Source organism: Streptomyces sp. NPDC059897 (assembly GCF_042730865.1).
GTDB lineage: Bacteria > Actinomycetota > Actinomycetes > Streptomycetales > Streptomycetaceae > Streptomyces.
Window position 1 is genome coordinate 36741 of record NZ_JBHWKQ010000035.1, and the last position, 19072, is coordinate 55812.

Here is a 19072-nt window from a genome sequence, read left to right on the forward strand (position 1 = left end):
TGATGAGCGGGAGCCCGACGATGAGCGAACCCTTCAACGCGTGCCGCTATCTGCTCGACCGCCGGCTCGACCACGGGGACGGCGACCGTCTCGCGCTGAGCGGCCCCGCGGGCGAGGTCACCTACGCCGAACTGCACGACCGGGTGTGCCGCACGGCGAACGGCCTGCGCGCGGCCGGCCTGCGGCCCGAGCAGCGCGTGATGCTGTTCATGGCCGACTCCCCCGACTTCGTCACCGTCTTCCTCGCCGCGCTGCGGATCGGTGCGATCCCGGTGCCGGTGTCGACCATGCTGCACGCGGGCGACCTCGCCGAGCTGCTGCGGGACGCGCGGGCGGCGTACCTGGCCGTCAGCTCCTCGTACGCGGCGGTGGCGGACAAGGCGGTGCCGGACGCGCCGGAGCTGCGGGGGCTGCTCGCGGGGGACGATGTCACGTTCACCGGCGCCCTCCCGATGCACCGGCTGCGGGAGTTGGCCGAGGCGGACCCGGCCACCGACACGTACACCACCACCGCCGACTCCCCCGGCTTCTGGCTGTACACCTCCGGCACCACCGGCTCCCCCAAGGCCGCGATGCACCGGCACGGCGCGGTCGCCGAGGTCTGCGAGACGTACGCGGCCCGGGTCCTCGGCATCCGGCCGGGCGACCGGTGTCTGTCGGCGGCCAAGGCGTTCTTCGCGTACGGGCTCGGCAACTCGCTGCTGTTCCCGCTGGCGGTGGGGGCGACGGCCGTGCTCGAACCGGAGCCGTCCCGACCGGAGTTGCTGGCCGCTCGGGCCCGCGAGTTCGGCGCGACGCTGTTCTTCGCCGGGCCGACGTTCTTCGCCAACATGCTCCGCGCCGGCCTGCCCGGCGACGCGCTCGCGGGTGTCAGGCTCGCGGCCTCCGCGGGCGAGCCACTGCCCGCCGCGTTGCAGCGGCGCTGGAGCGAGCGTTTCGGCGTCGACATCATCGACGGCATCGGCATGACCGAGACGCTGCACATCTTCCTGTCGAACGCGCCAGGAGCGATCCGCCCCGGCACGACCGGCCGCCCGGTGCCCGGCTACGAGCTGCGCGTCCTCGACGAGGAGGACCGCGAGACACCGGCCGGCACACCGGGCACCCTGCACGTCCGCGGCCGCTCCGTCGCCACCGGCTACTGGTCCCGCTACGACGCGTCCCGCCAGGTGTTCCGCGGCGAGTGGCTGCGCACCGGAGACACCTACGTACGCGACGAGGACGGGTACTTCACCTGCCTCGGCCGCACCGGCGACATGCTCAAGGCCGGTGGCATCTGGGTGTCCCCCGCCGAGGTCGAGGCGCGCCTGCTGGAGCACCCCGCCGTCGCGCAGGCCGCGGTCGTCGCGGCGACGGACACGGACGGCCTGGAGAAACCGGTCGCGTACGTCGTCGCCACGCCGGGACAGGAGCCCACCGCGGCGGAGCTGATCGCGTACTGCCGCACCGGTCTTCCCTCGTTCAAGCGGCCCCGGCACGTGCTGATCACCGAGGCGCTGCCGACGACCGCCACCGGCAAGATCCGCCGCGTGGAGCTGAGGGCCCGCGTGGCCGGCGACGTCACCGCTTCCCGAGAGCAGCACGAGGAGACCTGATGCTGGACGGCCACCCGCTGATCGACGTCCACCTCCACCCGGCACGGCTGTCCACGCTGAAACCCACGTACGAGGAGTGGACCCAGGGCGTCGCCGACCACGATCTCCTGGACCGCGTCTACGACGGCGACACGGTGGACCCCGAGGCGTTCCACCGCCACCTCGTCTCCGAGGGCGTCGACATCGCGCTGCTGCTGTCGGAGTACAGCCCGCGGACGACCGGCATCCAGCCGATCGAGGACCTGCTGCCGATCACGTCCTACGACCCGTCGCGGGCCAAGCCGATCGCCAACATCAACCCGCATCTGCACTACCCGATCGAGGAGGAGCTGCGGCGCCAGCTCGATCTGGGCGCGGTCGCCTGCAAGCTGCACCCCGTGCACGCGGGCGTCGCCGCCAACGACCGGCGGCTCTATCCGGCGTACGAGCTGTGCCAGTCGGCCGGCGTCCCGCTCGTCGTGCACTGCGGTACGAGCACGTTCCCCGGCGCCCTCAACAAGTACGCGGACCCGCTGTTCCTGGACGACGTGCTGCGCGACTTCCGGCGCCTGGACGTGGCCCTCGCGCACGGCGGGCGCGGCTGGTGGTACGACGCGGCGGCCTTCATGGCGCTGTCCAACGAGCGGGTGTGGATCGAGCTCTCGGGCCTGCCGCCGTCCCGCCTTCGCACGTACTACGGCAAACACGACTGGGCGCGCCTCACCCGCCGCATGATCTTCGGCACCGACTGGCCTGGCGTCCCGGGCATCGCGAGGAACGCCCGAGCGGTGGCGGCCCTGTGCCCCGACGAGGCGACCGCGGGGCTGGTCCTGGCGGGGAACGCGGCGCAGGTGTACCGGCTCAAGCCGGAGGTGTGAGCGGGGCGATCAGCCGGTCCCACTCCTCCTGCGCGGCGCCGTGCCACCGCTCGTGCAGCTCGGTGAAGAGGTTCGCCGCGCGCACCCCGATCCAGTGCGGGGGCAGCAGCTCGAGGGGCAGCTGCGGGTCGAGGGCCGGGAAGCGGCGCCATGCGTCGACGAGGCGGACCTGTGCGAGCAGGGTGTCCGCCCCGGACGCGACGCGCATTCCGGCGAAGGAGTGGACGAATTCCGCGTACTCGGTGGCCAGGTCGCCGAGTCGCCAGGCCTGTTCCACCATGTCCCGCTCGGAGCCGATGCCCGCGAAGGGGCCGCAGAACGAGGACACCTCGGGCCCCAGGCCCAGGTCCTCCACCACCTGCTTGGCCTCCGCCTCGCGGGAGGTGTGCGGGCCGACCCACAGGCCGGGCGCGGGGCTGCCGAGGCCCACCCAGGTCAGCCGGGCACGCAGCCGGTGGCGCAGTTCGCGCCGGGACTCCGGGACGCTGACGAGCAGCACCAGCCAGCGCCCGTCCCAGCTCGCCCGCGCCCGCCCGAAGGAGTAGATGCGCTCGGCGCCCTCGCTCAGCAGTGTCCTGCCGTGCTCGGTCAGCGCCCAGCGCACCCGCCGCCCGGACCGCTCGGCGGTGACGAGGCCGCTCGCCGAGAGCCGGTTGAGCGCCTGGCGGGCCGCCTTCTCCTCGACGCCGAGTCCGTCGAGGACGCGCAACAGCGCCGAGGTCCACACGGGTCGGTCCCGCGGCAGCACGTACTCACCGAGCACGGTGAGCAGGAGGGAGCGTGCGCTCCCCGATCCGGTCGGCCTGGACAATCGGGGCTCCTTGGCTGGGCGTTGCCCCAGCGTAGCCGAGTTCCGCTACGGATCTGCGGCGGAGCGTCCAGCTTTCGTAGAGCTTGAACCGTGGGCCGACTGGTCCCTCAGCGCCGCCCCTTGATCCGTTCCACGCCCGCCACGCCGATGGCGGCGAGGCCGATCTGGATGGCGAGTTCGACCCAGTCGACGCCCTCGGTCTCGGCGACGTCGACAGCGCCGGCGAGGGCCGTTCCGATGAGCGCCGCGACGATGCCGACCAGGAGCGTCCACAGGATGCCGATGCGCTGCCGGCCGGGAATCGCCAGTCGGCCGAGTACGCCGATCACGATGCCTATGAGTATCGCGGTGAAGATGCCGGAGATCTCCATGCCTGTCTGCCTCTCCTCGATCCGACATTTCGACGTTTCGACACAGCTGTCGAATGTCGATTTACGTGTTCCCCGGCATGGGGGACGCAGTCCCGCCGACGACGGTTGAGCGGCGGGGTGGTGCCAGCCCCACTACGGGAACGGTGGCTGCCCGGCTCCCCGCGACGATCACAACTCCGTAGCTTCGGCGGCATGTTGAAGCGGACTGCACACGCAGCCATCGCCGTCGCTCTCGCCTCCGGAGCCATGGTGGCCACGGCGACAGCGAGCACCGCCGCCGCCACCGGCACCACCGTGCGGACCGACAAGGGGCTCGTGCGGGGCGCGGCCGACGCCTCCGTGCGCACCTTCGAGGGGATCCCGTACGCCGCCCCGCCCGTGGGCGAGCGCAGATGGGCGCCGACCGCGCCCGCCTCCCGGTGGCACGGTGTCCGGGACGCCACCCGGCCGGGCCCCGCCTGCCCACAGACCGGTCTCGTGCCGCCCGTGGGGCCGCGTTCGGACGCGGAGGACTGCCTGTCCGTCAACGTGACGACTCCCAAGGGGACTTCACCGCGACCTCGGCCCGTGATGGTCTATCTGCACGGCGGCGACCACACCGACGGCGAGGGCGCGATGAACGGCGCCGCGCGGCTCGCCGCCCGGGGCGGGGTCGTCGTCGTGACCGTCAACTACCGGCTCGGAGCGCTGGGTTACCTCGCCCACCCCGAACTGGAAAGGCGGGTCGGCGAGTCGGGGAACTACGGGTTCCTCGACCAGCAGGCCGCCCTGCGGTGGGTGCAGCGCAATGCCGCCGCGTTCGGCGGCGACCCCGACAACGTCACCCTCTTCGGCCAGTCCGCCGGAGCCACCAGCACCTGCGCCCACCTCGTCGCCCCCGGCTCGGCCGGGCTCTTCGACCGGGCGATCCTGCAGAGCGGCGCGTGCACAAGGGACGACGCGACGACGAAACGGTCCGACGCGCTGCGGCAGGGCGAAGCGACGGCGAAGGACATCGAGCGGACGCAGCACATAGACGACTGGCGCACCGCCTCCCCCGCACAGCTGGTGCACCCCTTCGGCACCGGGCCGCACTACGGCCCCGTGTACGGCGGCAGGCTGCTGCCCCGCACACCTCAACAGGCGTTCGCCAAGGGCAGCTTCAACAAAGTGCCCGTCCTGCAGGGGATCACCCGCGACGAGAACCTCGGCGCCGTCTACGGCATGGAGCTGGCCAAGCGACAGCGCACCGGAGACCCGGACGCCACCCTCGACGCGAACGACTACCGCAGCCACCTCGAAGACACCTATGGCGAGGACAGGGCTCGGGCGGTCGCGGCCGAGTATCCCGTCTCCGCCCACGGCGGCTCCCCCGCGCTCGCCCTCGGCGCGGCGCTCACCGACGGCGACCACGGCCTGGCCACGGTCGCCACAGGGCAGGCCCTGTCCCGTCATGTCCCCACGTACACCTACGAGTTCGCCGACGAACCCACACCCTGGTACAGCGACCCGGCCTACACCGAGCCGTCGTTCCCCGCCGGCGCCATGCACACCTTCGACCTCCCTTACCTTTTCGAGCTCTCCGCCCACCGGCCGCTGGACGCGCGTCAGCGGGCGCTGTCCGCCACGATGATCGACATCTGGACGGACTTCGCCCGCACCGGCCGGGCGCCGTGGAAGCCCACGACGCCGTCGGTGCTCAACGCCCAGGGCCTCGCATCGGGGCCGGGTGGCATCCGGCCCGTCGACTTCGCGAAGGAGCACCACGACGCCTTCTGGAAGTCACTCGGCTGACAGGGCCGCTCAGTCCGCCGCCTGCGGGTCGGTGAGGCGGGCCAGCAGGTCGTCGAGGGCGACCAGGCCGGTCAGCCGGCCGGTGTCGTCGCGGACCACGGCGAGCGAGGCGCGGCGGTGGCGGAGCTGTTCGATGGCCTGGCCGACCGTGTCGGTGGCCAGCAGCTCCGGCACCGGGCGCGCCAGTTCGCCCGCGGTGGTGGCGCGCCCCCGGCTGCGGGCGATGAGCGCGTCGCGGGCGTGCACGGAGCCGACGATCCGGTCCCCCGCCCGCACGAGGAGGCGGCTGCGGTCGCGCTCCGCCGCCGTGGCGAGGATCGCGTCGAGATCGGCTTCTGCCGGTACGGACGTGATCCGCGCGGCGGGCGTCTGGAGGTCGCCGACGGGGGTGAGGGGTTCGACCAGCGAGCTGGTGATCAGCTCCGAGTCGTCCTTGCTGATCAGGCCGAGCCGTTCGGACTCCACGACGAGGTGCGTGAGCTGCTCCCGGTTGTGGACCTCGGCGAGTTCGTCGCGCGGGGTGACCCGGCACATCCGCACCAGTGCGTTGCTGACCTTGTTGAGGACCCAGATCAGCGGGCGGACCACCTTGACCACTCCGCGGAACGGCGGAGCCAGGAGCATCGCCGAGCGCTCGGGGTGGGCGATCGCCCAGGACTTGGGCGCCATCTCGCCGACGACCATGTGCAGGAACACCACGACGATCATCGCGAAGGCGAAGGAGACGCCGTAGCTGAGCCCGCTGGGCAGGCCCCAGCTGTGCAGCAGCGGATCGAGCTCGTGCGAGATCGCGGGCTTGGAGATCGAGCCGAGGCCCAGCGTGCAGATGGTGATGCCGAGCTGGGCGCCCGCGAGCATCAGCGACAGCTCGCGCATCCCGGCGAGCGCCGCCTTGGCGCCGCGGGCGCCGGACGCGACGGCCTGCTCCATGCGGTGCCGCTTGGCGGCGACGAGGGCGAACTCGGCGGCCACGAAGAATCCGCTGCCGATCAGGAGGAGGAGCGTGATGAAGAGGGCCATGGGGAAGCTCATGAGCGCGGCTCCTCCTCGGTGTCGGCGGTGGCGGTTTCGCGGGTCAGGTGGACGAGTTCCGGTACGTGCCGGTCGAGGGTGCGGACGTCGATGACCGCGTGCTCGCCGTCGTCTGCCAGGTCGACCGTGATCCGGTCGCCGATCGCGGGGAAGCGGCCGAGGCGGTCCACGATCAGTCCTGCCACGGTGTCGTAGCCCTCCTCCTCGGGCAGTGCGACACCCGTGGCCTCGGCGATCTCGTCGATGCGGCGGCCCGCGTCGATCACCCAGCCGGTGCCGTCCTGGTCCCGGACCGCCAGCTGTGTCTCGCGGTCGGTCTCGTCCGCGATGTCACCGACCAGTTCCTCGGCGATGTCCTCGTACGTGACGACGCCGGCGACGCCGCCGTGCTCGTCGAGGACGACCGCGAACTCGTCGTCGGCCTCCCGCATCCGGTCGACGGCGGCGGGGAGCTGGAGCGTGTCGGGCAGCAGGAGCGGGCGGCGGGCCAGGGTCCCGGCGAGGGTGTCCGCGTACGCGGACTGCTGGAGCCGCATCAGTTCGCGCACGCCGAGGACGCCCGTGACGTCGTCGGGGTGGTCGCCCATGACCGGGTAGTTCGAGTGGCCGTGCTTGGCGATCAGCTCGATCGCGTCGGCGGCCGTGGCCTCCTTGCGGACGAAGACCGCGTCGGCGCGCGGCACCATCACCTGGTCCAGAGTCCGCTCGTTGAACTCCAGGGCGTGGTCGAGAAGGGTCGCGGTCTCGCGGGGCAGCTCGCCCTGCTGGTGGGACTCGCCGATGAGATGGCTCAGCTCCTCCAGGGTGGCGCCGTGGTGCAGTTCCTCCACGGGCTCGATGCCGACCTTGCGCAGCAGCTTGTTCGCCGCGCTGTCGAAGAGGTGCACGACGGGGCCGACGACCTTCAGGTAGCCGAGCGTGGACCCGGCGAGGGACTTGGCCAGGCGCTCCGGGACGGCGAGCGCGAGGTTCTTCGGGGCCAGCTCGCCGAGGACCATCTGGACGACCGTGGCCACGACGAACGCCAGGGCCACCGAGATCCAGGTCACCGCGGCGTCCGGGATGCCGATGCCGTCCAGGGCCGGGCGCAGCAGGGTCGACACGGACGGTTCGGCGAGGAAGCCGACGACAAGGCCGGTGACCGTGATGCCGAGCTGGGCGCCGGAGAGCATGAAGGACAGCCGCTCGAGGACCTTGAGGGCCTTGGCGGCCCGCTTGTCGCCCGCCTCGGCGTCGCGGGCCAGCGCGAGCCGGTCCGCCGCGACGTACGCGAATTCCTGGGCCACGAAGTAGCCGGTTCCGGCGGTCAGCACAAGGACCGCGAGGAGGCCGAGCACGGCACTCAGCATGTGCCACCACCTCGCCGCGTGCCGTGCTCACCGATCAAGGGGCGGGGTGGTCGGGGACTGTGCCCCGCTGGGTCCGTCGGTCTGGCGGACAACCGGCTACTCCTTCGCATTTTACTTTCTCTTTGCTTAATCACGACAACGTCCGGCCCGGCGCCGTCGTTCCCGACCACTTTCCTTCGGGCCCGTACGCGGCGCCACCGCACCTCCCCGTCGGGGCCGCGGGGGCGAGCAGGGATGATGGAGCGCACCGCACACCCAGCCACCAGGAGGAGCCGGTGACGACGTCCCGCCACAGCACCCCACGACGCGCCCAGGGCGAGCTGGAGGCCCAGGTCCTGGCCGCGCTGCGCACGGCCGAGACCCCGGTGAGCGCCGGGTGGGTGCGCGACCGGATGGACGGCGACCTCGCGTACACCACCGTGGTGACGATCCTGGCCCGGCTGCAGGCCAAGGACGCGGTCACCCGGCGGCGCGAGGGGCGCTCGTTCGTGTGGACTCCCGTGGCCGACGAGGCCGGGCTCGCGGCGTTCAAGATGCGCAAGGTGCTGGACGGCGAGGCGGACCGGGAGGCCGTCCTCGCCAGCTTCGTCACCTCGCTGCCCGAGGGCGACGAGCAACTGCTGCGGGACCTGCTGCGGCGCGCGGAGGCGGACGAGGGTGCGACGGCCGAGGGCGCGGCGGTCGAGGGCGCGTCGGCCGGCGACGAGGAAGGCACGGACTGAGCCGTGGGCATCTTCGTCTTCCTGCCGCTCGTGCTGCCGCTGACGGCCTGGCCGGTGGCCCGGCTCGCCACGCACCGGCTGCATCCGCGCACCGCGACCCGGCTCCTGACCGGCGTGGCCGCCGTGATGGCGGTGTGCAGCACGGTGTGCCTGGCCCTCCTGATGGTGGTCGGCACCGCGCAGCTGCCGGGCAATCCGCTGCCGGACGGCTGGTCGGACCCCGAGGTGCGGGCCGCCGTGCCGCAGGACGAGATCGCGGGCAAGGCGGCCATCCCGGCACTGCTCGCCGTCCTCGCCGCCTGCGCCCGCACGCTCTGGCGCCACTTCGCGCTGCGCCGCCGCGCCCACGCCGCGCTCGCGGGACTGCCCGCCACGCAGGTCGCGGTGCTGCCCGACCCGCAGGCGTACGCCTACGCACTGCCCGGTGGCGCTCGCGGCCGGATCGTCGCCAGCACCGCGCTGCTCGACCGGCTCGCGCCCGCGGAGCGGCGGGCCCTGTTCGCCCACGAGCGGGCCCATCTGACGGCCCGGCACCACCGCCTGCTGCTGACCGTGCGGCTTGCCGCCCGCGCCAACCCGTTCCTGCGACCGCTGAGTTCGGCCGTCGGGTACACGGCCGAGCGGTGGGCCGACGAGGAGGCCGCCGCGCTGGTCGGTGACCGCAAGGTGGTCGCCCGCGCCATCGGCAAGGCGGCCCTCGCGCCCGGCGGGGCGGGCGAGCCGGCCTTCGCGGCGTTCGCCGCTCCCGGCCCGCTGCCCCGCCGTGTCGCCGCACTGCTCGCGCCGCCACCCGGCACGCAGGTGCGGGCCACGGCGTTCACGTCCGTCGGGCTCGCCACGTGGACGGCGGGGTTCGGCACGGCGGTCTCCGCCATGTCGTCCGCCAACTCCGCGCTCACCCTGGCGGCCACGCTGCACGCCGCCACCCCGCTCTGACACGGTCACCGAGCCGGGGCTACAGGTCGAACTCGGCCGGCGCCAGGCCGAGCATCTGGCACGCCTCGCGCACGACGCCCCGCTCCGTCGGGTCGAAGTCGCCGTCGGCGCCGCCGATGACGATGCCGATCTGGATCACGGCGCGGGCCTCGGCCTCCTTCTTCTTCGCCTTGGCGACCTCCTGCAAGACGCTGACCTTGCCGAAGTCGAAGTCGGCCGTCAGCTTGTCGAGGTTGGCCTCGAAGCGCTTCTGGAGCTCCGTGGCGTCGAAGTTCTGCAGCACCTCGTTGCTCATGATGAGCTGCGCGACGCGGCGGCGCTCCGACGCGTCGATGGTGCCGTCGGCGGCTGCCACCAGCGCGCACATCGCCATGGAGGCGTCCCGGAAGGCGCCGGACTTCAGGTCGTTCTTCTTCGCCACGAGCTGCGTCTGCATGGTCGACGCGGACTCCTTGATGCGGTCCCACAGGGCCACGGGTACTCCTCGGATTGCGGTTCTCCACTGTGCCTTACTTCTACAGCACTGTAGAAACTGGCGAAGCACCGGGAAAGTTCCGCCCCACCCCTATACTTCTACACGCCTGTAGAACAGGCCTCGCGCCCACAAGCTCACAAGGGAGTTCACCCCCCGATGGTGTTCAAACGACTGCTCGGCTCGCTCGGCGTGGGCGGGCCCACCGTCGACACGGTCCTGCCCGACTGGACCAGCGCCCCCGGCAGCACCGTCTCCGGCCAGGTCCATCTCAAGGGCGGCAGCGGCGACTTCGAGATCGAGCACATCACCCTGGAACTCGTCGCCCACGTCGAGGCGGAGCACGACGAGGGCGAGGGCCACGGCACTGTGACCTTCGACCGGTTCGTGGTCGGGGGCGGCTTCCGGCTCGTCGAGGGCGCCGAGCACAGCGTGCCGTTCACGGTGACACTGCCGTGGGAGACGCCGATCACCGAGCTGCACGGGCAGCCGCTTGGCATCGCCCTCGGCGTGCGCACCGAACTCTCGGTGGCCGGCGCCAAGGACAAGGGCGACCTCGACCAGCTGGCCGTCGGGCCGCTCCCCGTGCAGGAGGCGATCCTGGAGGCGTTCGGGCAGCTCGGCTTCGGCTTCACGTCCGCGGACCTGGAGTACGGGCACATCGGCGGCACCGGCCAGCAGCTCCCCTTCTACCAGGAGATCGAACTGGCGCCCTCGCCGCAGTACGCGCACGCCGTCAAGGAGATCGAGCTGACCTTCCTCGCCGCGCCGGGCGGCATGGAGGTGGTCCTGGAGGCCGACAAGCGCGGCGGCCTCCTCTCCGACGGCCACGACGCCCTCACCCGCTTCACCGTTGCGCACGAGGACGCCGGACGCCAGGACTGGCACACGGTCGTGGACGGCTGGGTACGGGAGTTGGTCGAGCACCACTCCGCCTACGAGTCGGGCGCCTCGTACGGGCATGATGGCGGGCACCGCTCCGGACCCGGTGTGGGAACGGCCGTGGCGGTCGGCGCGGCCGGGCTCGCGGTCGGTGTGGTGGGCGGCATGGTGGCCGCCGAAGTCGTCGACGAGGTCGGGGACTTCTTCGAGGGTGACGACGAAGGCGACGACGAGGGCGACGAGGACTGATCATGTTCGGACTCAGTGAGCTCGCCATCGTACTGATCGTGATCGCGGTCGTGATCGGCGTGAAGAAGCTGCCGGAACTGACCCGCAGCGCGGGCAAGTCGGCCCGCATCCTCAAGGCCGAGGCGCGGGCCATGAAGGAGCAGGACGACGAGCATCAGCCGCCGCCGCGCGTCATCCAGGGCGAGACGGTGACCCCGCCCCCGCGGGAGCCGGGGCAGGAGTCACCGAAGGCGTAACTCCTCGCCTCAGGGCGTCGGTTGCAGCTTCTCGAAGAAGAACTCGTGCTTCAGGTACGACGTGTCGTACTCGTGGCCGGGATACGGCGGGAGAAGCTGGGCGGCCTGGAAGAGCCGCCAGCCGTCGAGGAGGGCTTCGAGGCCCGTCTCGTACGGCGGCTCGTCGCTGTCGCCCGTGGTGTGTTCGGCGGTCCCGGTGCCGTCGTAGCGGGCCCAGCCGACCACCTTCGCGTCGAGCGCCGAGTTGGCGAGGTAGAGGACGAGTACCTGCTGTCTCATGCGTGGCTCCCGAGGGTGGGGCGGTTGGAGACCCGGGTCACCCAGTGGTCCAGGTCGAAGGTGTCGTCGCCGGTCAGGGCGCGCCACAGCCGGATCCGGTTGTGGATCTCCAGGCGGCCGGTGGCGGGCTCGTACCAGGGGAAGACGTGGCGGAGTTCGTCGCCGACCGCCGGGTCGTCGAGGTCGCTGGTGTCCCACAGACGTACCTGGGGCACGGTCGGGTTGAAGCGGATCTTGAACATGTAGCGCCGGATGTCGCTGTCGTTGCGGCGCCCGCCGTGCCAGATGCCGTGGTGCATCAGGAGGACGGTGCCGGCGGGGCAGGTCAGCCGGTTCTGGCCGCGCAGATTCTGGTAGCGGCCGGTGTCGGTCTCGTTGGTGTGCCGCAGATGGCTCCCCGGCACGCTCAGGGTGCCGCCCATGTCGAGCGTCACGTCCTGCGGGTAGTACATGAGCTGGACGTCGAACGCGTCGGGGCGCACATCGATGATCGCGTCTCCGTGCAGCGGCTGCGCGGTGCCCTCACGGGCCTCGCGCACATGCACGGCGTGGTGGTCGACCTCCGGGTCGGGGCCGACGAGACTCTGCAACGCGCCCGCCACGGCAGGCAGTTCGAGGAGCCTCCGGGCGAAGGAGCCCTCCGGGTAGGCCTTCGGGACGGGAGTCCCGTACGGCGCGGCAGGGATTCCGGCCTCGAAGACGCCGACGGCCTGATGGTTCAACTCATCCGGCACGACCGCGTCGAGGCGGAGCGAACCGTGGGCGACGAAACGCGCCATCTGTACGGAGCTCAGCAGCTGCTCACTGGTTGGCATGAGGCGAACGTAGACGGCGCATGCCCCCGGGTCGTGGGCTGTATCGGGCCTCCACTGGTAATTTTCCAGCATGGCCGAGAGCGTCGCACTGCGATTGGACAAGCCGCCCGAGGTGGTCAGCGCGGGCGTCGGCGTCCACGGCGGACAGGGGCTGCACGAGTCCTTCCGGCTGCCCGACCTGTGGCAACTGCACCTCTACAGCTACGCGGGCGAGCTGACGGTCGACGGCCACCGCCACCCGATCCGGCCGGGACACCTCAGCCTGATCCGGCCGGACACCGAGGCACACTTCCGGTACGCGTCGCGGCGCAGCGAGCACCTGTACGCGCACTTCCGGCTGCCGGGCCGCGACCCGCGGGCGCTGCGCCGGGTGCCGGTGATGCAGGACACGGGGGCGCAGGCGGCGCTGCTGGGCACGCTGCTCGGGAGCGCCGTGGCGGCCATGCCGACGGCGCGGGCGCGGGCCTCCGCCGAGGTGTGGACGGTGCTGTGGCACACCACCCAACTGGGCCCGCCGGAACGGTCCGGGCGCCCCCATCCGGCGCTCGCGGCGGCGACGGAGCACATCGAGCGGTCACTGGCGACGGCCCTTACGGTGCCGGGGATCGCCGCCGCGGCGGGCGTCTCCCCCGGCCATCTGACGCGCCTGTTCCGCGCCGACACGGGAGACACCGTGGTGGCCTGGATCCGCAGGCGCCGGATGGAGCGCGCCCGGCACCTGCTGCAGTCCTCCACACTCGCGATCACCGCGGTCGCGGCCACGGTGGGCATCCCGGACCTGCAGGCATTCAACAAGACGTGCCGCAGGGAGCTGGGCGCGTCGCCGCGGGAGGTGCGGGGGCGGCGCCACCAGGGTCAACAGGGGCAATAGGCCCGAGTCAGGCGGCCCCCGCCGCTTCCAGTCGTTCGCGGGTGGGGCGCAGGACGGCCACGACGGGGCGTCCGGTGACGAGCCGGCCGTCGGCGACGAAGCCCTCCTCCCGGCCGGTCAGTGCCTCGGTGAGGTGGCCGCGCCAGGTGTTCAGCAGGTCGTCCGCGGCCGGATCGTCCGCCAGGTTGTGCTGTTCGTGCGGGTCGGTGTCGAGGTCGAAGAGCTGCTCGTGCCCTTCGCCCGACATCCACAGGTACTTGGTGTGTCCGTCGGTCACCCACTGCAGGGACTGGCCGAGCAGCACGTGCTCGCCGTGCAGCACCGGCCGCCAGTCGTCCGGCCGTTCGCCGCGCAGCAGCGGTGCGAGGCTGCGTCCGTCGCAGGTGTCGGGGACCGGAAGACCGGCCAGGTCGAGGAGGGTCGGCATGATGTCGCGCAGCTCGACCACCTCGTCGGCCGTGTTCCCGGCCGCGTATCCGTCGGGCAGTGCGCCGAACAGCAGGGGGACGTGGGCCGAGCCCTCGTAGCCGTACCCCTTGCGGAGCAGGTGGTGTTCGCCGAGCATCTCGCCGTGGTCCGAGGTGAACGCGATGACTGTGTCGTCGCGCAGGCCGAAGTCGTCAAGGGCCGTGCGGATCCGGTGGATCTGGAGGTCGATGTGGGCCATGTGCCCGTAGTAGCCGGCCCGCGCGCGGTGCAGGGTCCTGGTGTCGATCCGGCCGGCGAAGGCCTCGTGGTCGCCGTCCTTGCGGTGCGCGGCGAAGTCGTCCGCCCAGTTCCCCACCACCGGTTCGTAGGGCGGGAGTTGGAGGTACTCGTCGAAGGCCCATTGCGGCGGGTCGTACGGCGGGTGCGGCCGGTGGAAGGACAGGTACAGGAAGAACGGGCGTGAGGGGTCGCGCCGGTACAGCCACTCGGTCGTCTGGGTGGCGATCCAGTTCGTCGGGTGGAGGTGTTCCGGCTTGTCCCAGGGGCGGGCGACGACGGAGTTGCAGCCCGCGCCGTGGTCGCCGTACTCGGCGTCGGGGCCCATGCCGGGCTGGCGGCGCAGCCAGGGGACGTAGTCGTCGAAGAACGCGAAGTCGCGGCGGTGCTCGCGGCGGGCGTGGTGCAGGAAGCCGTCGTGCAGGATCACGTCGTCGAAGCCGGCGCGGGCCCGCTCGGGCCACACGTGCATCTTGCCGATGGCCTGCGTCTGGTAGCCGCCGCGCCGCAGCTCGCCCGCGAGGGTCACCCGGTGGGCGGTCTCGAAGGGCACCCCCTCGACGTATCCGACGCGCCCGTGCCGCTCCTGGGACTGGCCGGTGAACAGGGCGGCGCGGGCCGGGATGCAGGTGGGGGTGGCGGAGTAGGCGGACGTGAAGTGTGTCCCGGAGGCGGCGAGCTGGTCGAGGTGCGGGGTGCGTACGTGGGGGTGTCCAGCGGCGGAGAGGCAGTCGCCGCGCCACTGGTCGACGCAGATGAGGACGATGTTCGGTGCGGACACGGGCGTCACCTATCTCGGTCGTCTCACGGGGCCGGCTCCTGGGCGCGCCGCGACTTTAGCTCTCGAGTTGCACGCCGAGGAAGACCGCGATCACGACCGCCCGCCGAACTCCCAGTTGTGCACCTCGATGTCGGCGTACCGTTCCGGGGTGAGAACGGCGCGGGCCGCGTCCGCGTCCGGGGCCCGCAGGAGTGCCGCCGTGCCCAGCCAGGCGGTGCCGTCGTCGGACAACAGCGGCCCGTAGGCGATCAGTTCGTGTGCGCCGCGGGGTGCGTCCCGGTCGAGGTCGGCGGACGGCTCCGCACCGAGGCCGAGCACCAGGTAGCGGTTGCCCCCGGTCCGGCCGCCGGGGAAGTCCCACATGGTGCGCCCCAGTACGTTGCGCCACCGTCTCAGCAGCACGTCCCGGTAGGCGCCCGCCTGGTAGCCCGGCTCGTCGAACGCGAAGGCGCGGGCCGCCGCGGCGTCGGGCAGGTCGAGGATGTGCAGGCTTCCGGTCAGCGTCTCGCCGTCGTCCAGGAACGTGGGGCCGCGGGCGACCATCTCCTTCGCGTACCGGTCCATGTAGGCCCAGTGTGTCTCCACCAGTTCATGGCGCAGCGCCAGGGAGTCCTTGCGGTCGCGGTGGTAGCAGAGGAATTCCATGGCCTCAGCTTCTCCTCCGGACGGCGGCCGCGTCCTTCGCTTTCTTCAACGGACGGCGGCCGTGTCCTTCACTCGGACCTTTCCCCGGACTGGAACACACATGGAAACGGCCGTTTCTGGAAATCCTTGCGCCTGAGTTCTCTCGGCACCATCCGTACGCGCCCGCAGGCGGCCGCACCGCGCCGCTCCAGGTCCACCGGGGAAAGCGAGAACGCACGTGCTCAGACGAAACCGCCGCACGACGCGCCGCCTGTCGGCCACCGTCTCGGCCGCCATCGCCCTCGCCACCGTGGCCGCATGTTCGGGTTCCGACGGCGCGTCCTCCAAGGGTGCGGGCGGGCCCCTGGTCTTCGGGATCACCGCGGACGCGACGCAGTTGCTGCCCTGGACGGCGACCGCCGTGCAGTCCCAGCAGGTTCTCGGCCAGGTCTACAGCTCGCTCCTCGACCAGGACGACAAGCTCGCCCCGGTCGCGGGGCTCGCCGGGCTGCCCGAGATCTCGAAGGACGGCCGCACCTACACCTTCACGCTGAAGTCCGGCGTCACGTTCTCCGACGGGTCCGCGCTCGACTCCACCGATGTCAAGTACAGCCTGGAGCGGATCCTCGATCCCGGCACCAAGGCCGTGGCGCGCAGTTCGCTCGCCGCCGTGCGGAAGGTGGCCGCCCCCGACAAGACGCACGTCGTCCTCACCCTCAAGGCGCCCGACGCATCCCTCGTCACCGCGCTGACCAGCGTCAACACGGTCATCCTGCCGTCCGACAAGCCGTTGTCCGGGCTCAAGCGCAAGCCCGTCGGCTCCGGCCCGTACGCGTTCAAGAGCCGCACCGCCAACCAGTCCGTCACCCTGGTCCGCAACGCCGACCACTTCAGGGGCAGGCCGGGGCTGCGCTCCCTGGAGTTCCGCGTCATCCAGGACAAGAACTCGCTGGCGTCGGCGCTGCGCTCGGGCACCGTCGACATGGCCATCTTTGACGACTCGGTCACCGCGAAGACCGCGAAGTCCGGGTCCGTCGAGATCCATGCCGTCGACCAACTCGACTACCACGCGCTTCAGTTGCGTGCAGACTCCGCGACCTTCCGCAAACTGGACACCCGGCTCGCCGTGCAGTGCGCCATCGACCGCAAGCAGGTGATCAAGACCGCCGCGCTCGGCCAGGGCAAGGTCGTGGGCCCGTTCACCTCCCCCGCCTTCGCCTCCGACCCCGACGCCCGCCCCTGCCCGCGGCGCGACATCAAGGCAGCCAGGAAGCACCTCGCGGACGCGGGGCAGCCCAAGGGATTCGCGTTCACGGCGCTCGTCCCACAGGGCCTGTACTCCACCGCCACCGACGAGGCGCAGAACATCCAGGCCCAACTCGGCGACGTCGGCATCAAGATGAGGATCGAGACACTGGACTCCAGTGCCTACGTGGACCGTTGGCTCGCCGGGAAGTTCGATGCGGCGATCGCCCTGAACGGCGCGGTGGCCGACCCCGCCCCCGCGTACGCCCGCTACTTCACCAGCGACGGCAACTTCAACAAGGTCGCCGGACACCGCTCCGCGGCCCTGGACAAGCTGTTCGCCGAGGGCATCGCGACCGACGACATGGCCGCCCGCAAGGAGATCTACGCCAAGATCTCGCGGAACCTCGAGGACAACGCGGCGTGGATCTGGCTCTACAGCGGGCGCAGCCACATCGCCACGAACACGCGCGTGCAGGGGTTCCGGCCGGTGATCGACGCGAGTCTGCAGAGCCTGTGGGAGACGAAGCTCGCATGACGACACACGTACAGCTGTCGTCCTGGGGCCTGCTCGGCCGGCTCGTCACGCACCCGGTCGTGCGCCGCGTCGCCGAGGCCGTGCTCACTCTGGTCGGTGTGTCCGTGCTGACCTTCGTGGTGCTGCGGGTGCTGCCCGGCGACCAGATCACCGCCGCGTACGGCACCGACGCGGGCGACCTCACCGGCGCGCAGCGTGCCCAGCTCCGGGCGTACTACGGCCTGGACCAGCCGCTGGCCGGGCAGTATCTGTCCTGGCTCGGCGGGATCCTCACCGGCAATCTGGGGTTCTCCTCGAACGCGGGCCAGAGCGTCGCGCGGCTGACCGCGCACGCCCTGCCGGTGACCCTTGAACTCGCCGTCCTGGCCATCGTGTTGGCCCTCGTGCTCGGTGTGTCCGGCGGGCTGCTCGCCGCCTCCCGGCCGGGCGCGCTGCGGGACGGCGCGACGCAGACGGTGAGCCTGCTCGCGCTGTCCGCGCCGGTCTTCCTCACCGGCACCGTCCTCGCGCGCGTGCTCGCCGACTCGTTCGGCTGGAACCCCAACGGGCAGACCTACGCGGCCCTGACCACCGACCCGTCCCTCAACCTCCAGCAGATGGTGCTGCCCGCGCTGGTGCTCGGCGTGAGCATCGCCTCGCCGATCGCGCAGACCACGCGGACGGCGGTCCTCGACATCCGCGGCGAGGACTTCATCAACACGGCCCGCGCGAAGGGCGTGCCCGAACGGGCGCTCCAGGTGCGGCACGTGCTGCGCAACGCGCTGATCCCCGTCGTCACCATGAGCGGCCTGCAGTTCGGCTTCCTGCTGGGCGGGGCCGTCGTCGTCGAGCAGGTCTTCTCGCTGCCGGGGATCGGCCGGCAGGTACTGCTCGGCATGGGGCAGAAGGAGTACGCGGTGGTGCAGAGCACGGTCCTGGTGATCGCGGTGCTGTTCGTGCTGGTCAACCTGGCGACGGATCTCGTCTACCGGCTGGTCGACCCGAGGGTGTGGTCACGTTGAGCGCGCTGCCGACCCAGCGGCCCCGGCCGTTCGCCTCCGCCGCGCCACCGGCCCGCCGTCGCTCCCTCCTGCGGGGGCTCGTCCGCAGCCGCACCGGTCTGATCGGCGCCCTGCTCACCCTCGTCGTCGTGGTCGCCGCCGCGGCCGGTCTGCTCGGGGCGCTGCCGTACAATCCGGCCGCGCAGGACGTCGAGGCGGCGCTGACGGCGCCGAGCGGCGAACACTGGCTCGGCACCGACCAGTTCGGCCGGGACGTGTTCTCGCGGGTCGCCGCGGGACTCGGCAGTTCGCTGCTCGTGGCGGGCGGGGCGGTCGCCGTGTCCGGGGCCGTGGGTGTCGTCCTCGGCGTCCTCGCCGGCTACTTCGGCGGGGTGCTCGACCGGGTCGTCGGGGTGCTGACCAATGTGCTGTTCGCGTTCCCCTCGCTGCTGCTCGCGCTGGCCCTTGCCGCGACCCTGTCCCGCACCCGGGCCACGGTCGCCCTCGCCATCGCGGTGGTGTACGCGCCGATCTTCGTACGGGTCGCGCGCGGGCCCGTGCTGACGCTGCGCGGCGCGGACTACGTCATCGCCGCCACCGCCGTCGGGCAGCGGCGCCTGGCCACGCTGTTCACCCACGTACTGCCCAATATGCGCGGCATCGTGCTGGTCCAGGTCACGCTGAGCCTGTCCTGGGCGGTCCTCACCGAGGCCTCGCTCAGTTTCCTCGGCTTCGGCACGCCGCCGCCCGCCGCGTCGCTCGGCGTGATGGTGTTCGACGCGCGCACCCTGTCCAGCGTCGCGCCGTGGCTGCTCGCCGGGCCGGGCGTCGCGCTCATCGTGTTCGTGTTCGGGCTCAACCTGCTCGGCGCGGGACTGCGGGATGTGCTGGACCCGCGCGCGGGAGGCAGCCGATGACCACCGCCCGCGCCACTGCCGCTCCAGACACT

The 19072-nt window shown here is 71.9% G+C and carries 20 protein-coding genes; 11 read left to right on the forward strand and 9 right to left on the reverse strand.

The genetic code is table 11. The features are described 5' to 3' along the window. Positions 1 to 20: 20 nt before the first annotated feature. Both ACFV9W_RS29945 and ACFV9W_RS29950 read left to right on the forward strand, forming a co-directional pair. Entirely contained in the window at positions 21 to 1595 is a 1575-nt protein-coding gene (locus ACFV9W_RS29945) for a benzoate-CoA ligase family protein (RefSeq protein ID WP_385766938.1), read from the forward strand. Beyond that, positions 1595 to 2452: an amidohydrolase family protein gene (locus ACFV9W_RS29950; RefSeq protein ID WP_385766940.1), complete on the forward strand. Its 858-nt coding sequence runs from the start codon at positions 1595 to 1597 to the stop codon at positions 2450 to 2452. Before ACFV9W_RS29945 ends, ACFV9W_RS29950 begins: the two co-directional genes overlap by 1 nt. Here ACFV9W_RS29950 and ACFV9W_RS29955 read toward each other — a convergent pair. Together ACFV9W_RS29955 and ACFV9W_RS29960 are read right to left on the reverse strand one after the other, a co-directional pair. After that, on the reverse strand, positions 2436 to 3263 hold the full coding sequence (locus tag ACFV9W_RS29955; protein ID WP_385766943.1) for a PaaX family transcriptional regulator C-terminal domain-containing protein: 828 nt from the start codon (positions 3261 to 3263) through the stop codon (positions 2436 to 2438). The genes ACFV9W_RS29950 and ACFV9W_RS29955 overlap by 17 nt on opposite strands. Before the next feature lie 107 nt (positions 3264 to 3370). Continuing rightward, on the reverse strand, positions 3371 to 3634 hold the full coding sequence (locus ACFV9W_RS29960) for a GlsB/YeaQ/YmgE family stress response membrane protein (protein WP_385766945.1): 264 nt from the start codon (positions 3632 to 3634) through the stop codon (positions 3371 to 3373). Positions 3635 to 3826: 192 nt separating this feature from the next. Here ACFV9W_RS29960 and ACFV9W_RS29965 point away from each other — a divergent pair, with 192 nt between their 5' ends. Further along, positions 3827 to 5407 (forward strand): carboxylesterase/lipase family protein, encoded by a 1581-nt coding sequence (locus ACFV9W_RS29965; protein ID WP_385766948.1) that lies wholly within the window; start codon positions 3827 to 3829, stop codon positions 5405 to 5407. 9 nt (positions 5408 to 5416) lie between these two features. Here the strand turns inward: ACFV9W_RS29965 and ACFV9W_RS29970 are convergent, their stop codons facing one another. Together ACFV9W_RS29970 and ACFV9W_RS29975 are read right to left on the reverse strand one after the other, a co-directional pair. After that, entirely contained in the window at positions 5417 to 6439 is a 1023-nt protein-coding gene (locus ACFV9W_RS29970) for a hemolysin family protein (RefSeq protein ID WP_385766950.1), read from the reverse strand. Next, positions 6436 to 7788: a hemolysin family protein gene (locus tag ACFV9W_RS29975; RefSeq protein ID WP_385766953.1), complete on the reverse strand. Its 1353-nt coding sequence runs from the start codon at positions 7786 to 7788 to the stop codon at positions 6436 to 6438. Before ACFV9W_RS29975 ends, ACFV9W_RS29970 begins: the two co-directional genes overlap by 4 nt. Positions 7789 to 8063: 275 nt before the next feature. Here ACFV9W_RS29975 and ACFV9W_RS29980 point away from each other — a divergent pair, with 275 nt between their 5' ends. Both ACFV9W_RS29980 and ACFV9W_RS29985 read left to right on the forward strand, forming a co-directional pair. Further along, positions 8064 to 8510, forward strand: a complete 447-nt coding sequence (locus ACFV9W_RS29980; RefSeq protein WP_385766955.1) for a BlaI/MecI/CopY family transcriptional regulator — start codon at positions 8064 to 8066, stop codon at positions 8508 to 8510. Between the two features lie 3 nt (positions 8511 to 8513). Further along, a complete protein-coding gene (locus ACFV9W_RS29985; RefSeq protein WP_385766957.1) occupies positions 8514 to 9446 on the forward strand; it encodes a M56 family metallopeptidase in 933 nt (310 codons plus the stop codon). Positions 9447 to 9465: 19 nt separating this feature from the next. Here the strand turns inward: ACFV9W_RS29985 and ACFV9W_RS29990 are convergent, their stop codons facing one another. Further along, entirely contained in the window at positions 9466 to 9921 is a 456-nt protein-coding gene (locus ACFV9W_RS29990; protein WP_385766959.1) for a tellurite resistance TerB family protein, read from the reverse strand. 156 nt (positions 9922 to 10077) lie between these two features. On the opposite strand from ACFV9W_RS29990, the gene ACFV9W_RS29995 reads away from it, so the two are divergent. After that, positions 10078 to 11049: a sporulation protein gene (locus ACFV9W_RS29995; protein ID WP_385766962.1), complete on the forward strand. Its 972-nt coding sequence runs from the start codon at positions 10078 to 10080 to the stop codon at positions 11047 to 11049. Positions 11050 to 11051: 2 nt separating this feature from the next. Further along, positions 11052 to 11285 (forward strand): twin-arginine translocase TatA/TatE family subunit, encoded by a 234-nt coding sequence (locus ACFV9W_RS30000; protein ID WP_385766965.1) that lies wholly within the window; start codon positions 11052 to 11054, stop codon positions 11283 to 11285. A gap of 9 nt (positions 11286 to 11294) precedes the next feature. Here ACFV9W_RS30000 and ACFV9W_RS30005 read toward each other — a convergent pair whose 3' ends face one another. Then, positions 11295 to 11564: a hypothetical protein gene (locus ACFV9W_RS30005; protein ID WP_385766968.1), complete on the reverse strand. Its 270-nt coding sequence runs from the start codon at positions 11562 to 11564 to the stop codon at positions 11295 to 11297. Then, complete coding sequence (locus ACFV9W_RS30010; RefSeq protein ID WP_385766971.1) at positions 11561 to 12379, reverse strand: phytanoyl-CoA dioxygenase family protein; 819 nt, start codon at positions 12377 to 12379, stop codon at positions 11561 to 11563. Before ACFV9W_RS30010 ends, ACFV9W_RS30005 begins: the two co-directional genes overlap by 4 nt. 70 nt (positions 12380 to 12449) lie before the next feature. Between ACFV9W_RS30010 and ACFV9W_RS30015 the strand changes: the two genes are divergently transcribed. Next, a complete protein-coding gene (locus tag ACFV9W_RS30015; RefSeq protein WP_385766973.1) occupies positions 12450 to 13250 on the forward strand; it encodes a helix-turn-helix domain-containing protein in 801 nt (266 codons plus the stop codon). Between the two features lie 7 nt (positions 13251 to 13257). Here the strand turns inward: ACFV9W_RS30015 and ACFV9W_RS30020 are convergent, their stop codons facing one another. Next, positions 13258 to 14736, reverse strand: coding sequence for an arylsulfatase (locus tag ACFV9W_RS30020; RefSeq protein WP_385766976.1), 1479 nt, complete (start codon positions 14734 to 14736; stop codon positions 13258 to 13260). A 90-nt stretch (positions 14737 to 14826) separates the two neighbouring features. Further along, positions 14827 to 15381, reverse strand: a complete 555-nt coding sequence (locus tag ACFV9W_RS30025; protein WP_385766979.1) for a YciI family protein — start codon at positions 15379 to 15381, stop codon at positions 14827 to 14829. A 217-nt stretch (positions 15382 to 15598) separates the two neighbouring features. Here ACFV9W_RS30025 and ACFV9W_RS30030 point away from each other — a divergent pair, with 217 nt between their 5' ends. Genes ACFV9W_RS30030 through ACFV9W_RS30040 form a run of 3 tightly spaced genes read left to right on the forward strand, consistent with a single transcriptional unit; the run spans position 15599 to position 19040 of the window. Continuing rightward, entirely contained in the window at positions 15599 to 17143 is a 1545-nt protein-coding gene (locus ACFV9W_RS30030; protein ID WP_385766982.1) for an ABC transporter substrate-binding protein, read from the forward strand. After that, positions 17140 to 18144: an ABC transporter permease gene (locus ACFV9W_RS30035; RefSeq protein ID WP_385766985.1), complete on the forward strand. Its 1005-nt coding sequence runs from the start codon at positions 17140 to 17142 to the stop codon at positions 18142 to 18144. Before ACFV9W_RS30030 ends, ACFV9W_RS30035 begins: the two co-directional genes overlap by 4 nt. Beyond that, positions 18141 to 19040 (forward strand): ABC transporter permease, encoded by a 900-nt coding sequence (locus tag ACFV9W_RS30040; RefSeq protein WP_385766987.1) that lies wholly within the window; start codon positions 18141 to 18143, stop codon positions 19038 to 19040. The genes ACFV9W_RS30035 and ACFV9W_RS30040 overlap by 4 nt, the downstream gene beginning before the upstream one ends. Positions 19041 to 19072 lie beyond the last annotated feature (32 nt).

What these genes read in the sequence shown, in the direction of transcription:
- ACFV9W_RS29945 (WP_385766938.1), top strand. Translation starts at nt 21, where the DNA reads ATGAGCGAACCCTTCAACGCGTGCCGCTATCTGCTCGACCGCCGGCTC.
- ACFV9W_RS29950 (WP_385766940.1), top strand. Translation starts at nt 1,595, where the DNA reads ATGCTGGACGGCCACCCGCTGATCGACGTCCACCTCCACCCGGCACGG.
- ACFV9W_RS29960 (WP_385766945.1), bottom strand. Translation starts at nt 3,634, where the DNA reads ATGGAGATCTCCGGCATCTTCACCGCGATACTCATAGGCATCGTGATC.
- ACFV9W_RS29965 (WP_385766948.1), top strand. Translation starts at nt 3,827, where the DNA reads ATGTTGAAGCGGACTGCACACGCAGCCATCGCCGTCGCTCTCGCCTCC.
- ACFV9W_RS29970 (WP_385766950.1), bottom strand. Translation starts at nt 6,439, where the DNA reads ATGAGCTTCCCCATGGCCCTCTTCATCACGCTCCTCCTCCTGATCGGC.
- ACFV9W_RS29975 (WP_385766953.1), bottom strand. Translation starts at nt 7,788, where the DNA reads ATGCTGAGTGCCGTGCTCGGCCTCCTCGCGGTCCTTGTGCTGACCGCC.
- ACFV9W_RS29995 (WP_385766962.1), top strand. Translation starts at nt 10,078, where the DNA reads ATGGTGTTCAAACGACTGCTCGGCTCGCTCGGCGTGGGCGGGCCCACC.
- ACFV9W_RS30000 (WP_385766965.1), top strand. Translation starts at nt 11,052, where the DNA reads ATGTTCGGACTCAGTGAGCTCGCCATCGTACTGATCGTGATCGCGGTC.
- ACFV9W_RS30005 (WP_385766968.1), bottom strand. Translation starts at nt 11,564, where the DNA reads ATGAGACAGCAGGTACTCGTCCTCTACCTCGCCAACTCGGCGCTCGAC.
- ACFV9W_RS30010 (WP_385766971.1), bottom strand. Translation starts at nt 12,379, where the DNA reads ATGCCAACCAGTGAGCAGCTGCTGAGCTCCGTACAGATGGCGCGTTTC.
- ACFV9W_RS30015 (WP_385766973.1), top strand. Translation starts at nt 12,450, where the DNA reads ATGGCCGAGAGCGTCGCACTGCGATTGGACAAGCCGCCCGAGGTGGTC.
- ACFV9W_RS30025 (WP_385766979.1), bottom strand. Translation starts at nt 15,381, where the DNA reads ATGGAATTCCTCTGCTACCACCGCGACCGCAAGGACTCCCTGGCGCTG.
- ACFV9W_RS30035 (WP_385766985.1), top strand. Translation starts at nt 17,140, where the DNA reads ATGACGACACACGTACAGCTGTCGTCCTGGGGCCTGCTCGGCCGGCTC.